The organism is Nitrosomonas sp., from assembly GCF_024282095.1.
Classification (GTDB): Bacteria; Pseudomonadota; Gammaproteobacteria; order Burkholderiales; family Nitrosomonadaceae; genus Nitrosomonas.
In genome coordinates, this window is sequence record NZ_JAMWZS010000035.1 from 12,458 (window position 1) to 27,636 (window position 15,179).

The 15,179-nt window shown below is 45.3% G+C and carries 9 protein-coding genes and 1 pseudogene; 5 read left to right on the top strand and 5 right to left on the bottom strand.

Features of this window, described 5'->3' with window-relative positions; all coding sequences use genetic code 11:
* Positions 1-3: 3 nt before the first annotated feature.
* Positions 4-1,158 carry a histidine kinase gene (locus Q0K92_RS10310; RefSeq protein ID WP_297325720.1) on the bottom strand — a complete coding sequence of 385 codons (1,155 nt, stop codon included), beginning with the start codon at positions 1,156-1,158 and terminating at the stop codon, positions 4-6.
* 346 nt (positions 1,159-1,504) lie between these two features.
* Between Q0K92_RS10310 and Q0K92_RS10315 the strand changes: the two genes are divergently transcribed.
* Positions 1,505-3,919 (top strand): DNA internalization-related competence protein ComEC/Rec2, encoded by a 2,415-nt coding sequence (locus Q0K92_RS10315; RefSeq protein WP_297325721.1) that lies wholly within the window; start codon positions 1,505-1,507, stop codon positions 3,917-3,919.
* Positions 3,920-4,109: 190 nt separating this feature from the next.
* On the opposite strand, the gene Q0K92_RS13075 is transcribed toward Q0K92_RS10315, so the two are convergent.
* Positions 4,110-4,511 carry an ATP-binding protein gene (locus Q0K92_RS13075; protein WP_366084301.1) on the bottom strand — a complete coding sequence of 134 codons (402 nt, stop codon included), beginning with the start codon at positions 4,509-4,511 and terminating at the stop codon, positions 4,110-4,112.
* Between the two features lie 49 nt (positions 4,512-4,560).
* Here Q0K92_RS13075 and Q0K92_RS13080 point away from each other — a divergent pair, with 49 nt between their 5' ends.
* Positions 4,561-4,623: a hypothetical protein gene (locus Q0K92_RS13080; protein WP_366084303.1), complete on the top strand. Its 63-nt coding sequence runs from the start codon at positions 4,561-4,563 to the stop codon at positions 4,621-4,623.
* A gap of 53 nt (positions 4,624-4,676) precedes the next feature.
* Here the strand turns inward: Q0K92_RS13080 and Q0K92_RS13085 are convergent.
* Both Q0K92_RS13085 and Q0K92_RS10325 read right to left on the bottom strand, forming a co-directional pair.
* A pseudogene (locus Q0K92_RS13085) lies at positions 4,677-5,597 on the bottom strand (sensor histidine kinase); the annotation flags it as partial.
* A 12-nt stretch (positions 5,598-5,609) separates the two neighbouring features.
* Positions 5,610-5,999: a response regulator gene (locus Q0K92_RS10325; protein ID WP_297325723.1), complete on the bottom strand. Its 390-nt coding sequence runs from the start codon at positions 5,997-5,999 to the stop codon at positions 5,610-5,612.
* Between the two features lie 311 nt (positions 6,000-6,310).
* Here Q0K92_RS10325 and Q0K92_RS10330 point away from each other — a divergent pair, with 311 nt between their 5' ends.
* The gene (locus tag Q0K92_RS10330; RefSeq protein WP_297325724.1) at positions 6,311-7,729 is read left to right on the top strand and encodes a hypothetical protein; all 1,419 of its coding nucleotides are present in this window, start codon (positions 6,311-6,313) and stop codon (positions 7,727-7,729) included.
* A gap of 99 nt (positions 7,730-7,828) precedes the next feature.
* Here the strand turns inward: Q0K92_RS10330 and Q0K92_RS10335 are convergent, their stop codons facing one another.
* Positions 7,829-8,683, bottom strand: coding sequence for an Hsp33 family molecular chaperone HslO (locus tag Q0K92_RS10335; protein ID WP_297325725.1), 855 nt, complete (start codon positions 8,681-8,683; stop codon positions 7,829-7,831).
* 253 nt (positions 8,684-8,936) lie between these two features.
* Between Q0K92_RS10335 and Q0K92_RS10340 the strand changes: the two genes are divergently transcribed.
* Positions 8,937-9,137: a DUF2905 domain-containing protein gene (locus Q0K92_RS10340; RefSeq protein ID WP_297325726.1), complete on the top strand. Its 201-nt coding sequence runs from the start codon at positions 8,937-8,939 to the stop codon at positions 9,135-9,137.
* A gap of 627 nt (positions 9,138-9,764) precedes the next feature.
* Positions 9,765-14,924 carry a peroxidase family protein gene (locus tag Q0K92_RS10345; protein WP_297325727.1) on the top strand — a complete coding sequence of 1,720 codons (5,160 nt, stop codon included), beginning with the start codon at positions 9,765-9,767 and terminating at the stop codon, positions 14,922-14,924.
* Positions 14,925-15,179: the final 255 nt, after the last annotated feature.

Here is a 15,179-nt window from a genome sequence, read left to right on the forward strand (position 1 = left end):
TGCCTAGATTTTTATAGGTAATCTGATGTTAATTTCTGTGCCTTCGTTGGGCGTGCTACGTACCGTCATTCGACCATCCAGCGCAATTACCCGCTCACGCATGCCTACTAATCCTAATCCGGTAAATTGCTGATTGGTATCGTAACCTTTGCCATTATCCTCTATTTTGAGCAACAAGAAATCATCCGCAGAATTTTCAATCGTTTCACGACTTAAACTGATTTGAGTCCAGGTGGCTTCCGAGTGCTTGTAAATATTATTGAGACCCTCCTGAATAAGGCGAAATATCGTAATGTTATATTGTTCATCAAGCGCTGCAAGCTTACCTTCCAATTTTAATTCGAGCGTTATTTGCGCATGACGGGAACTCCATTGTTTTTTAAGTTCGGATAGCGCGTCGGGTAATCCTAACGTATCAAGAAGTGGGGGGCGCAATCGATGCAGCATGGTACGGATTACTTGATGCATTTTTTCGGTACACCCTTTAATAGTCTGAGCGCTGGTGTAAATCGCTGAATCTTGTTCGGCGTAATTAAAAATGACTTCACTTTCTGCACGAATGGCGGTTAACCATTGTCCTAGTTCGTCATGCAATTCGCGAGCGAGTATGCGTCGCTCCTTTTCTTGAACACGGAATAATCCTTTCATGAGTTGCCGATTTTCATTCAGTAAGTCACGATTGAGATTAATCATTTTTCTGAGTTGACTGATGTCCGACATCATCATGCGACACATATTTTTATCATGGGTCACTGTGCTTTCCAGACGAATAAAGCTCAATGGATCCTGAGTATCTCCGATTTTCAAATCAATCGTAGCATTACCGGAAGAATTGAAAACTTCTTGCAGGTAGTGATGGAAGGCTTGATGATCGATATCTAGAAAACAGCTTGTGAATGGCTTGCCGATGAGGAATGGGCGCGCTTTTCTTAGTAATGCGGCTCCGGTTAGATTAATCGATAGGATGTTTCCGGTTTGATCTACGGTCAGATAACCGACTGGCGCATGATCGTAGAGGTCTGCATAGCGATTGCGCGATTCTTCCAGTTCTAATTGTTGAATTTGAAGCTGATCGGAGAGCAATTCCATTTTATTACGGACTTCATGATCATCTAACCTTCTATATCTGTTGCTACGCTGATCATTACGCTGATTCATATCATCTCCTATACGGTAGTGGCAGTAACGACAGGATTATTCATATATTTAACGTGTATTGACTGATGTTGAATCTGAAAGAACAAAATTCCATACCTTGCACTGAAGTAGCGTACCGGAACGAATATCATGTTATTGAATATAGAGACTTTCCTGTAAAAATTATGCATACGGTATCAATTAATTATAAATTGAAACGCTATGATTTGATAATCAAGATGATTGGAAACTAGGAGTCTGTCGGACTTAAGGCCAATCTACTGCGCCAGTGGGATAACGAGTGCTCACTACGATGGCTGAAGTCCGACGGGCTACAATATCTATTGGGTAGAGGAATCCTAAGAATATGCTGTCGCGACTAAATATACTTGCTTTTGTATTCGGTACCGGCTTGCTGCAACAACAAGGTAAATTACCCGAGATAACATGGATCTTGGGCTTGTTGTTGCTCGTAATCGCGATTGGATGGTTGTGGCGATATCAATCGGCAGCTCTGATAACAGTTAATAACATCTTGTTATGGATTCTTTTTCTCGGGCTTGGGTTTTTCTGGGCGGCTGCTTTTGCGCATTGGCGCTTGGCTGATTCATTACCTTCACAATGGGAGCGGCAGGATATTCAAATCATCGGTGTAATAGCCAGCTTGCCGCACAAAAATGATCGCAGTGTGCGTTTCCAGTTTGATGTTGAACAGGTTGCCACTGAGGGTGCGATTGTACCCCAACGTATTGCATTATCCTGGTATAAAAACCGTCAGTCTGAACTTGATATCGATGAAATACCACAGCCTGTAATGAAAGTAGGGCAGCGCTGGCAACTGATGGTGCGTCTTAAGCAACCCCATGGTAATGCAAATCCGCATGGTTTCGATTATGAGGTATGGGCATTGGAACGTAATATTCGAGCAACCGGATATATACGTGCATCAGTTGATAATCATCTATTGGATCATAGGGTTAATTATCCTGTCTATTGGATTGAACATGTACGTGAAGAGATCCAACAGCGATTTACTGATGTTTTAATGGATCGCACTTATGCCGGTGTTTTAAAAACCCTGGCAACGGGAGATCAGTACGTCATTCCACGTGATCAATGGCAAGTGTTTATGCGGACAGGAACTATTCATTTGATGGCAATCTCCGGTTTGCATATCACTTTGGTTTCAAGTTTGGTATTTGCACTGGTATTTCGGTTGTGGCGCTGTAATTCCTATTTGGTATTGCGTTTACCAGCGCGCCGGGCTGCTGTCATTGCCGGATTAATGGCGGCTTTTGGTTATGCAATGTTGTCGGGTTTTGCAATTCCGGCACAACGTTCATTGTATATGTTAGCTGTAGTCGCGATCGCGTTATGGCGAGGACAGTTTACTTCGCCGATGACGGTACTGACGTGGGCTTTGTTATGGGTGGTGCTACTGGATCCATGGGCGACCATTGCGCCAGGGTTTTGGTTGTCATTTGGTGCGATCACCGTCATCATGCTGGTAACTGTGGGACGAATTGGAAAAATACATTGGTTGAGGGGGTGGCTAAGGATTCAGTGGGCAATTACATTGGGATTAATTCCACTATTACTTGGTTTGTTTCAGCAGGTATCATTGGTGTCGCCCATTGCCAATGCGATTGCCATTCCTCTGGTAAGTTTTGTAGTAGTGCCTTTAGTATTGTTAGCTACGATCCCATTGTTTGACTTTCTGCTGCCACTGGCTCATGAAGCACTCGGTGTTGGCATGGCATTATTGCAGTGGTTGAGTCATTTACCGGACGCTATTTGGGAACAACATGCACCTCCGATGTGGACGATATTGGCGGCTATCTTAGGGATAGTTTGGATGTTGTTGCCAGGAAGTCTGGGGCTAGGATTCTTCGCAGGTTTCCCTGCGCGTTGGTTGGGCGTGCTTGCATTATTGCCAATGTTTCTGCTGCAACCACCCAAACCGGAAGCCGGTGAATTATGGCTGACAGTACTGGATGTGGGGCAGGGTTTGGCAGTAGTGGCGCGCACTGAACATCATGCTTTGTTATTTGATACCGGCCCAAGTTTCGGTGAATCAGACAGTGGTGCTCGCATTATTGTACCTTTTCTACGTGGAGAGGGTGTTCGGCAGCTTGATGCTTTGGTTGTGTCGCATGCCGACATGGATCATAGTGGTGGCGCATTATCCATATTGGCGGCGATGCCTGTCAGGGCATTATTATCTTCATTGGATCATCAGCATCCGATACAGCAAGCTGCAATGCATAAGATTCAATGCCGTACCGGCCAATCCTGGCAATGGGATGGCGTATATTTTGAATTGCTGCATCCTGTGACATATGGCGATGAGAATTCTCAGAATAAAACCAATGCAAACAGCTGTGTGTTAAAAATTACGTCAATTCACGGCAGTGTGTTATTACCGTCTGATATTGGTGGTAAGGATGAATCTGCATTGCTGACTCGCGCTGGCGATAAGCTTCCAGCGACAGTATTGATCGCGCCGCATCATGGCAGCAACACTTCGTCAACTCACGCTTTTATACAACAAGTGAATCCTGCATTAACGATCTTCACGGTAGGCTATCATAATCGCTATGATCATCCACGCGAAGCAGTAGTGGCGCGTTATCGTAAGTTAGGAAGCCAATTGCTGCGTAGCGATGTTGATGGCGCTGTTTTGCTGCGTTTTGCAAAAAATGGATGGTTTGTTGATAGTTGGAGAGAATTACGCCGCCGCTACTGGCAACACAGTATGGCTAATCAACATTATACTGATTGATATTCATTGGGATAGACTGTCTGGTCTGTATACTGCAGCGAATGGTTAAGGCCATTGAAAAACTATCCACGTTTGCCGCTCCGGTGCTAAAAAAAGGCTCAGAATGTTCATTTATTACGCATAAGCTGCGCTTTCTCGCCTGTTTTTGTGTGGTATCGGCTGCCTCGAAAACGTTTTTCAACAACCTCTGCTAAGACAAATTAATTTTAGCCGCGGGTACTGGTTGAGTTTTCTGCTGCCCGATAGGAGAAGATAAAGGTGATTTGGTATTGTTAAAAATCACGGTAAATGAGGTACCTGCACCTGGTTCGCTGACAACCTTGATTCTCAATTTATTATTTTCTGCTGCGATTCTAACAATAGACAAACCGATACCGCTGGTTGCTTTGTTATGTAGTGCCGCTCTAGGTGAATAAAAATACTCATTGAATATATTAGGCAGATCCTTGTTTTCTATACCAATACCGTGATCAGTGATGGTGATGCTGGCGCTCCGATCAAGTCGATTGACTGTGGATGTAATTTCAACCGATGTGTCGTTATGCGAATAGGTAATTGCATTGGTAATAATATTTTCCAGAAGTATGCCCAATTGATCAGGGATTACCTTGCAGATAAAGTTCTCAATCGATAAATTGAGTGTGACATTTTTGGAATTGGCAACAGGGGTTAGTTTCTCAATACACTTATGCAAAGCGGCTTGAATATCTACAGACTCGAAAACTGCAGTATCAAGACAGGTATCTTTCAATCGTTCTAACCGGAGTAAATCAAGTATTAAACCAGACATATTTTTTGCACGGACATCCATCTGTTCTAGCGCAGTACTTACTTCAGGTGTTGTTTCTCCCAAATAACCTTCTTTAATTAAATTTATTTTGCTGCGGATAGCATCAAGCGGAGATTTAAGCTGGTGTGTGATTAATAATGCATATTGATCTTTTTCCACTTGCGCCTGATTGATCTGTTTATACGCATCCACTAGATGGCGTTCATGAGCACGAACGATCAAGGAAAGTCTCGAGACAACATACCAGACGATAAAAAATAAAGTATCGAGAAAAAACATCCATAATATTGCGCCATCTGTACGCGAACCTTCAGACAGAAAGTGATTATTTAATAGGGTTGAGAGTGGTGCTTGAGTGACCAAAAAATTATCAGCAACGATTACGATCATGTCCATAAAACAGACTAGTATCGTGACATACAGACTTTCACGGGTAGAGAAAAAGATGCACGCTAATGCGATATGCAGCACGTAGAAAAAGGAAATTGGTGTAGTAGTGCTGCCAACAAAATGTACGACAACGGATAAACAGATCAGATCAACAATAATCTGTATCCATAAATTAATAGAAGGTGAATTATATTTGCTTGATTTAAAATGAGTTAATGAAAAGATGTAAGCAATATTTGCAAAAACCAATACCATAATGATGGCAATCGGCCATTTCTTTTGCTCGCTAATGCCTAATTGCGTGAGCGTGTCTGAAGCTGACAGCATTAAGATTTCAAAGAAAACCAGTGTAGCTATCAGCGCCCACCGAAAGGTAATAAACCATCGAATATTACTGATTAGGACATCATCACTAAGCTTAAGTCTATCTCCCTTTATCTCAAGCAATATGTTCTGATTACCCGACGCCTTATCCCAGGAAAATTCAGTAATAGCCATAATTTAATCCGATTATGCTGCTTCTCCTGTCTTTTTTAGGCGGTCGTTAATTGTTGCTAGCAAACTCAAGGGTTCAACGGGTTTTTCCATAATGCAAACCCACTCATGGGAACCATCTTCAAAATAGGGTCTGATCATATCCCCAAGGGACGTCAGAAAAATAGCTTGTATTTGTGGATAGCGTTTGTGAATTTGTGCATAAGTTGTTAAACCAGCATCCATTGATTCAACCATAACATCGAGAATAGCCAAATCAGGCCGTTTAGTTTCATCCTCTAATGAATCGATAAAATCCTGCATCGACAGATAACTGTCGACTTCATACCCATGCTTCCTCAGGATGCGTCCAACCGCTTCCCGAATATCCGAATCATCATCAACATGTGCGATTCGTGCTGCCATAATCATTCTCCTTCCTTCATAGTTCGAGCCACGCAGGATAAGCGCTTATAAGAAACCGCTTATGTATCGTGGTCATTATTCGCTGGATCATAGCGCAGCATATGTGAAAAATATGTGAAATACAACTAATTGCTATAAGAGAATTCCTGGGTTTTCTTGTGAGGTAACTCACAGTCCATTGTTTGCAATCATGTTACTGTGAAAAAAGCATGTGATTTTCTATTTATGTTAAGGAAGTTACTGCATATTCCGTTGGTTCCATTTCTCAATTTAATCTTTGGAGTTTTTTTATGATTTACAGGAATTATCTTTTGCTCGGTTCTGCTTTGATTACTTTTATGGCAACCGGTGTCACAGTGGCGGATGACAAAGGAAAATCTGAGCGTATTCCAAACATGTTTAAATCAATAAATGATCATGGCATTGATGCCACCTATAGTACGGCGGGCTATATTGATTTGAACAATCCATTTTTTCAGAGCTTCGGCACGAATGGACGAAGCTGTGTCACTTGTCATGCGCCCTCAGAAGGCTGGGTCATTACACCTAAAGGTGTTCAGGAACGGTTTAGTAAAACACAGGGCTTGGACCCTTTATTTCGCTTGAACGACGGGGCCAATTCACCGCATGCGGATATCACTACCGAAGATAAGCGTCGCGCCGCTTTCAGCATGCTGCTGAATAAAGCCAATATTCGGGTAGGAATTGGTATGCCGGCCAATGCGGAATTTAGATTAATCGAGGTGGATGATCCTTATGGTTATGCCAGTGAAACGGAGTTGTCGTTATTTCGCCGGCCGTTACCTACCACCAATTTGAAATTTTTAAGTGCAATCATGTGGGATGGACGTGAGACGACAAACGTACCTAATTCCAGTGAATGTATTTTTGGAACCTCCAATTGCTTTGCTCCTGTACACGCTGATCTATCCAATCAGGCCAATCACGCAACGCTGGGACACGCAGAAGCGTTACAGGATTTGACGATGGAACAGCGCAATGCCATTGTGAAATTTGAATCAGGTTTGTTTACGGCACAAATACACGATAAAAATGCAGGCAATCTAACAGCCAGAAAAGCCGAAGGTGGTCCAAAGAAACTTAAGAAACAAGAATTCTATTTTGGAATTAACGATACAGTCGCAGGAGATTATCGAACACGCGCAAGCTTCAATCCTGAAGTGATGTCGCTGTATGATACCTGGGATCGCTATAACCAAAATGCCGATCGAAATAACAAAGAATCTATTGTCGGTGCACGTGCAGCAATCGCACGGGGGCAGACGTTGTTTAATTCTATGCCGATCCACATTAGCGGTGTTAAAGGCCTCAATGATGATTTAGGGGCAGATGTGATTCAAGGCACATGTACTACCTGCCACAATACGCCTAATTCTGGCAATCACTCGGTTCCAATGCCATTGGATATTGGCGTCGCAGATGAATCGCGTCGTACACCGGATATGCCTTTATATACACTTGAACACAATGTGACAGGTGAAATTATAAAGACAACCGACCCAGGACGTGCGCTGCTTACCGGTAAATGGAAAGATATCGGACGCTTCAAGGGACCTATTCTACGTGCAGTAGCCTCACGTCCCCCTTACTTTCACGATGGTTCTGCTGCAGATTTGCCGGCAGTAGTGGATTTTTATAATACGCGCTTTAGTATTGGATTGACTGATCAGGAAAAAGCTGATTTGGTTGCTTTCTTGGCAGCACTCTAACCACTGATACGAAGCAGGTACCTTATCATCTACTGATAAGGTACCTATAGTATATGAATGTCATGCAGCGATAAGCAATCATTTCTATACAAAGATGGCTCAGTGAATCGTCGGCCCAGCTTCTCGGAATACAGCATCAACTGCCAGTGCATCCAAACGATATTCGCGATTACAGATATCATCACTGATAATGACTTCACCAAATTCTTTCAGAATAGAATCGACTTCCTCACGACCGAGTGAGCGCAGCATGGCGTAAATTTTTGCCAGATTTTCCTGGCAACCATAGTGAACGGTTTGTGCGTCAAAGACGCGTATGGTTTCTTCATAAAACAAGCGAGTCAGTATCTCTTTCGCAGTTAAACCTAATAAAGTCTGATCGAGGACTGTGGCAGCCAATGCCTCTGCGCGTGTCCAACCGTCAGGATCTTGCTGGTCGGCATCGGGTAACTTCTGCAATAGTAAACCAAAGATGGTCTGGTGAGTGGTGATCAGGAAAAGGCGCGAAGGTAATTGTTCCGATTGCTTGAAATAGTGTTCAAAAATTTCAGCAATATTATTGCCATCCAACGGTACGATACTTTGATAAGATTCGCGCATCGATGGCATATCTAATGTCAATAGCAGTTGGCCATGGCCGAGTAAATTCGGCACCGACTGTGGTTCAATGTGTTGCGCGCATTTTGCCATACCGCGTATGTACAAGCTTTCAGTGCAGTCAATAACCAACATGGAAACCGGGCCGCTACCATTCAATTGAATAGTCAAGCGTCCGGCTTGTTTCAGATTATCGCCCAAGAGTAATGTGGTTGCGCTCATTTCCCCCAATAATTGCGTCACGGGGTGTGGGTAATTGCGGCCGGCTAACATTTGTTGCCATACGGAATCGAGATGCACCACGGCACCGCGTATATCCAGGTTTTCCAACAAGAAGCGTTGTACGTAGTTATGCATTTTAAAACCTTCATTGAATTCATCGACTGACATGATCGTATTATAAATGATTGTGCTGCAATACTATCTATGCTTGCACTATCAGGGAGTAGGGGAGTGATGTTCATGCATGACTGCTATAATTACCATCTTGCTGAAAATTCAAAAGGCAGCAATCGAGACATGTGTTGAAAGCAGAGTGTTCCTTGGTTAGTATGCAATCGTTCGTGTTAAGCAATAGAATCAAATCCATATTTCTAGCCGGATAAACTTTATGCAGCAGCTATTGATTACACTGGGAATTATATTACTTTTACTGGGCGTGGCCTGGCCCTGGCTTTCGCAATTACCGCTGGGGCGGTTACTCGGCGATATTCATATTGAGCGCGAGAACTTCAGTTTTCATTTTCCATTAATGACTGGTTTGCTGATCTCTATCGTGTTGTCATTAATTCTATGGTGGACACGCAAATAACAAGTTTACGATGAGTTGTTGCATGATAATAAGCTTCATTCGGTACTTGGTTATCAAGATCTTGATGTGGAATAGTTCGGAACAATAGTACAAAATGCTTGAAATCGAGTGCGTTACCGAGTTTGATATGAGTTAGTACAGCTCAGATATATACCAGCAATCCAATTACCAAACATAAGCAGGATTATTCAATCTAACCGAAGCACTTCGATCGGTATCGATAAGTAATTTGCTCTTAGTTAAAATTCCGCATATATGCGCTCCATCATCTTATAAAATTCTCCTAACTATTTGAATGAAGTATAACTTCATGAAATCGCTTATCAATTGAATTGAAATAAATTTAATTGATATATAATTTTCCTAAGTAATTACTTAGGTAAAAACAAGTATTTTACCAATTTATTTATTGGGTTAATTTCCTTAGTATATTCAGCGACAATGAGTGACATTCCGGGTGGATTGCCGGTTAATTTAGTTAAAAATCGGATATAGGATTCATCAAAGAACCGGTAGAAGGCATCATCATCAGATGAATGATCGTTGCGGTTGATCAGTGGATTCAAGTAAAAACTTGAACACTCAGAATTATTTAATCAATTAAAATTGGATCGCGAGGCACATTAAATGGCAGATTTCAGTAGAACCGACCTTGATTTTTTACTTCAGCAAGTTTTGATTTCTGAAAGTGATTCTGCGGGACAGTTAGGAGGTACTTTTGATGCGTTGCCTACGTTGGTTGGCAGCGCATTACTGCCAAATGGTTTGCGCTATGTGAATGGTTCATACAACAATCTGCTGCCGGGTCAAAGCTTGTTTGGGGCAGCTGATCAAATATTTCCACGCTTGCTGGCACCGTCCTTTCATACTGGAGAAGCTGTTCCCGCTGGTTTTGGTACGCCGAATCAACCAGTGGGTAGTGCAACTTCTTATTCACAAACCAGCGGCTTTGTGTTCGACACACAGCCACGCATGGTGAGTAATCTGATTGTTGATCAAACAGCTACTAACCCGGCTGTCATCGCTGCAGCAGCGCAGACACCAGGCTCGGATCTAGTGGCCGGGACACGTATGGATGGCACGCCCTTTCAGACCTACTTTATCCCGAATGTCACCCCCAATGCGGGTGTGGATGCACCCTATAATTCCTGGTTTACGTTGTTTGGTCAGTTTTTCGATCATGGACTGGATCTCGTTAATAAGGGTCAAAGCGGTACGGTGTTTGTGCCGCTGCAACCTGATGATCCACTGTACAATCCGGCTCCTGGCGCTCCGAATTTTATGACGCTGACGCGAGCTAGCAATCTGCCAGGACCGGACGGCATCGTCGGTGATGATCCCACAACGCCATCAGTGGATGAAAGTGCGGATGATATTCACGAGCATCGCAACCAAACAACACCCTTTGTTGATCAGAATCAGACTTACACATCGCATCCTTCGCATCAAGTATTTCTGCGTGAATACCAATTCAATTTGGATGGCAAACCGGTAGCAACGGGGAAATTGCTCGATGGTGGCGGTGCTCACGGTGGTCTTGCGACCTGGGCCGATGTCAAACTGCAGGCACAGCAGAAACTAGGCATTAATCTGACGGATGCCGATGTCACCAATCTGCCGTTACTGCGGACCGATAGTTATGGCAAGTTTATTCCCGGTTCAAACGGTTTTGCGCAAATCATTACCGGAATTGGTGCCGATAATATTGCCAATACACCTGACGATAATGTCATTGAAGGCAATCCTGTTGCCAACGGCGGATTAGGTGTCGACATTCCGGTCAATGTGATTCGTACCGGACATGCTTTTTTGGATGATATTGCACATGCGGCCGCACCGCGCAGCTCCAGCGGTGCGATGAAACCTGCCGACAGTGATGGGGTCATCGGACTTTCAGAGCCGGGCAGTTATGACGATGAACTCCTGGATGCGCATTTCATTACCGGTGACGGCCGTGGCAACGAAAATATCGGTTTGACCACTGTACACACTGTTTTTCATGCGGAACACAATCGCACCGTTCAGTTCATCAAAGATTTTGTCGACGCCAGCAATGATCCTGCATTCCAAGCACAATGGCACTTGCCGGACGGCTCGTGGAACGGTGAACGTCTGTTTCAGGCAGCTCGTTTTGCTACTGAAATGCAGTACCAACACTTGGTGTTCGAAGAATTTGCACGCAAAGTGCAGCCCAATGTGGATGCCTTTGCCGGCTATAACAGCACGATTGATCCAGCCATCATGGCCGAATTTGCGCATGTTGTTTATCGCTTCGGCCATTCAATGTTAACCGAAACGGTGGCTAGAACCAATGCAGACGGATCGCTCAATGACATCGGTTTGATCCAGGCGTTTCTGAATCCGGTCGAATTTGGCGCTGACTATACCGACAATATTGAAGCCGCCGGTGCGGTTGTGCGGGGAATGACGCATCAAGTCGGTAATGAAATTGATGAATTTGTCACCGAAGCGTTACGCAACAATCTGGTTGGTTTGCCGCTTGATTTGGCCGCGATCAATATCACTCGTGGCCGCGATGCCGGTATTCCATCACTCAACGAGGCGCGCCGCATGTTTTACGAAGATACCGGACATAATAGCGCTTTGCTGCCGTACGAAAGTTGGGCTGACTTCGGACAAGGCATCAGACACCCCGAATCGTTGACCAATTTTGTTGCAGCCTATGGAACACACCCCAGCATTACGAGTGCAACGGTACTGGCTGATAAGCGTGCTGCGGCAGAGTTGCTTGTGAACGGTGGTGCGGGTGCGCCTGCAGATCGCGCAGATTTCATGAACAGCACGGGCGCTTATGCGAATTTGCCGTCCGGGGAGGTTATTACCGGCTTGGATGATGTTGATTTCTGGATCGGTGGTCTGGCCGAAGAACAAGCGCCATTTGGCGGATTATTAGGATCGACTTTTAATTTCGTTTTTGAAACGCAGATGGAGAAACTGCAAGATGCTGATCGTTTCTATTACCTGGAACGCACAGCCGGGCTTAATTTTCTCACCGAGTTAGAGCAAAGTTCATTTGCCGAACTGATCATGCGGAATTTACCCGATGTAAATCACTTGCCTGCCAACGTTTTTTCGACACCAACGTATACCTTTGAGACAGGCAATGTCGGCACGAGTGGTCCGATTCTGGATGATTCTGCGACACCATACAATGAAGCGGCACTGCTGGTGCGTGATACGACACTGGGCTCCAATACGATTCGTTACAATGGTCAAGGTCATGTCGTGATGGGAGGTACGAGTGGCAACGATCGAATGCGCTCAGACTCGGGCAGCGATACGCTGTGGGGAGATAATGGTGATGATCGTTTGGAAGGCGGCGTCGATAACGATTTTCTTAACGGCGGCGCCGGTAACGACATCATTACCGATGCTGCGGGTGATGACATCATCAAGGGCGGTGACGGTCACGATGTGATCAACGGTGGCCCCGGACTTAACACGCTCTTCGGCGGTTCAGGTAACGACTTCATCGTCACGGGCAACGATGTTTCAGAAGTTTTTGCGGGTACGGGGAATGATTTTCTCTTTGGCAACACGCCTAACGCCACCATGATGGGTGGTGAAGGCGATGATTGGCTCGAAAACGGCGCTGCTGCGGCTATGCCGGGTGACAATGCTGATCCGTTTGGACGTGACCCGATCCGCGGCAATGATGTGTTTATCGGTGGTGGCGGTGTCGATACTTTCAATGGTGAAGGTGGCGACGATGTCATGAATGGCATGGGCGGTGCGGATAGGGATGAGGGGGGCAGCGGTTTTGATTGGGCCATCAGCGATAGTAGTACTGTTGCTGCCGATATCGACTTGGCTTTGAATATTATACCAGGGCCGTTTGTACCGACTACCGATCGCTTCAATTTCGTAGAAGCTGCGTCGGGCTGGAATCTCAACGATACTATCCGCGGCGATGACCTTACCCGGATCGAATTGGAATTGGTCGATCCGATCACCGGACAGAACAACGCGCTGAACAACGTTAATAATCCGGCGAGTGGCGGACACAGTGCCGCTGACAGAATTGCACAGATCAACGGATTAAGCGCTATATTGGGCGGCGCAACTACGTTCAGCGCCGGTAATATTTTGCTGGGTGGCAGCGGTAGCGATCTCATCCAAGGGCGCGGCGGCGATGATATTATCGATGGTGACGCTTGGTTCAACACCCGAATCAGTATTCGGAATCTTAGTACCAATGCAGAGATTGCATCGTTCGAGAATATGAACAGTACATTGCGGACCGCGATGCAGAATGGTACTTACAGTCCTGAGCAACTCAAGATTGTGCGTGAGATTAAGACCGCACCTGCCGGTACGGATGTCGATACCGCCGTATACCAGGATATTTTTGCCAACTATGTATTGACATTCAGTTCCACTGGCACGCTATTCATTGACCACGCCAATCCTCCTAACGGCGGAGGTGGCGCGAAAGACGACGGGAGTGACATTGTGCGCAACGTCGAACGGTTACAATTTTTTGATAGGGTTGCATTTATCGGCACCCTGGGCGACGATAGTTTATCGGGTACAGCCAATAATGACTCACTTTACGGTTGGGCTGGCAATGACACACTGAATGGTCAGAGCGGTGTGGACACGCTCGTTGGCGGAACAGGCAACGATACTTATGTGGTGGATACGACCACTGATATTATTACTGAACTTGCGAGCGGAGGTACCGACACTGTCCAGAGCACTGTGACATTTACGCTGGGTGCTACTTCCAATCTTGAAAATCTTACGCTTACCGGAGTTGCACTTAACGGCACAGGCAATGCGGCAGCCAACGTTCTTACAGGTAATAGTAGCAATAACACACTGACTGGCTTGGGCGGCAATGATACATTGGATGGCCAAGGCGGCGTGGACACGCTCGTTGGCGGAACAGGCAACGATACCTATGTAGTGGACACAACTACCGATACCATTACCGAGCTTGCGGGCGGAGGTACCGACACTATTCAGAGTTCGGTGACGTTTTCACTGGCACTGGTGGCTCAAGTCGAGAATCTTACACTCACAGGTGGAATTTCGATCAATGGCACCGGCACGACCGCAAACAACACGCTGATCGGTAATAGCAGCAATAATACGCTTGATGGTTTGGGCGGTAACGATACACTCAATGGTCAAGATGGTGTGGATACACTGATTGGTGGCGTTGGTAACGACATTTACGTGGTTGACACTACTACTGATACGATCACTGAGCTTGCTGCCGGAGGTGCTGACACGGTACAAAGCTCGGTAACATTTACGCTGGTGGCCCAGCTTGAGAATCTGACACTGACGGGTGGAGATGCGATCAACGGTACCGGCACAAATGTGGCCAATGTGCTCGTTGGTAACAATAATGCCAATACGCTCATCGGTCTGAATGGCAATGATACGCTGAATGGTGGTAGTGGAAACGATACGTTGATTGGTGGAGTCGGTGCCGATATTTTAGCAGGTGGCACTGATGCAGATAGTTTCGTTTACACTGCTGTCATTCAGTCCACCAGTGCTAGTCGGGACATTATTAGTGGTTTCTTAAGTGGCACCGATAAGATTGATCTCAGCGCAATTGATGCCAATACGGGCTTGGCTGGCAACAATGCCTTTAGCTTTATTAATGCAGCTGCCTTCAGTGCTGCCGGGCAGGTGCGTTACAATCCTGTGACTGGCTTGTTGGAAGCGAATATAAATGCCGATCTTGCAGCCGATTTGCAAATCGACTTCGGAGTCAATACCACATTCGTTGTGACAGACTTAATTGCTTGATTTGGTTGCAGTTTGGATCATTGCGCAGTACTAACAAATAACAGCTACGCGCTCTGAAGATTAAGATGAAGTGAAATTGTATCTCTGTGGGTTTGATTCCTCGCCGCTTGCGGCGAGGTGCTTTATTTGGCTAACGTGAGGAAGTTGTGCAGGGGTCTTTTAAACTTTCTCATCTCAACTTAGTAAGCATTATCTTTTTGCACGACGATCCAGACGGTACGCAGGATGATCCAGAGGTCGAGCCAAATGGACCAG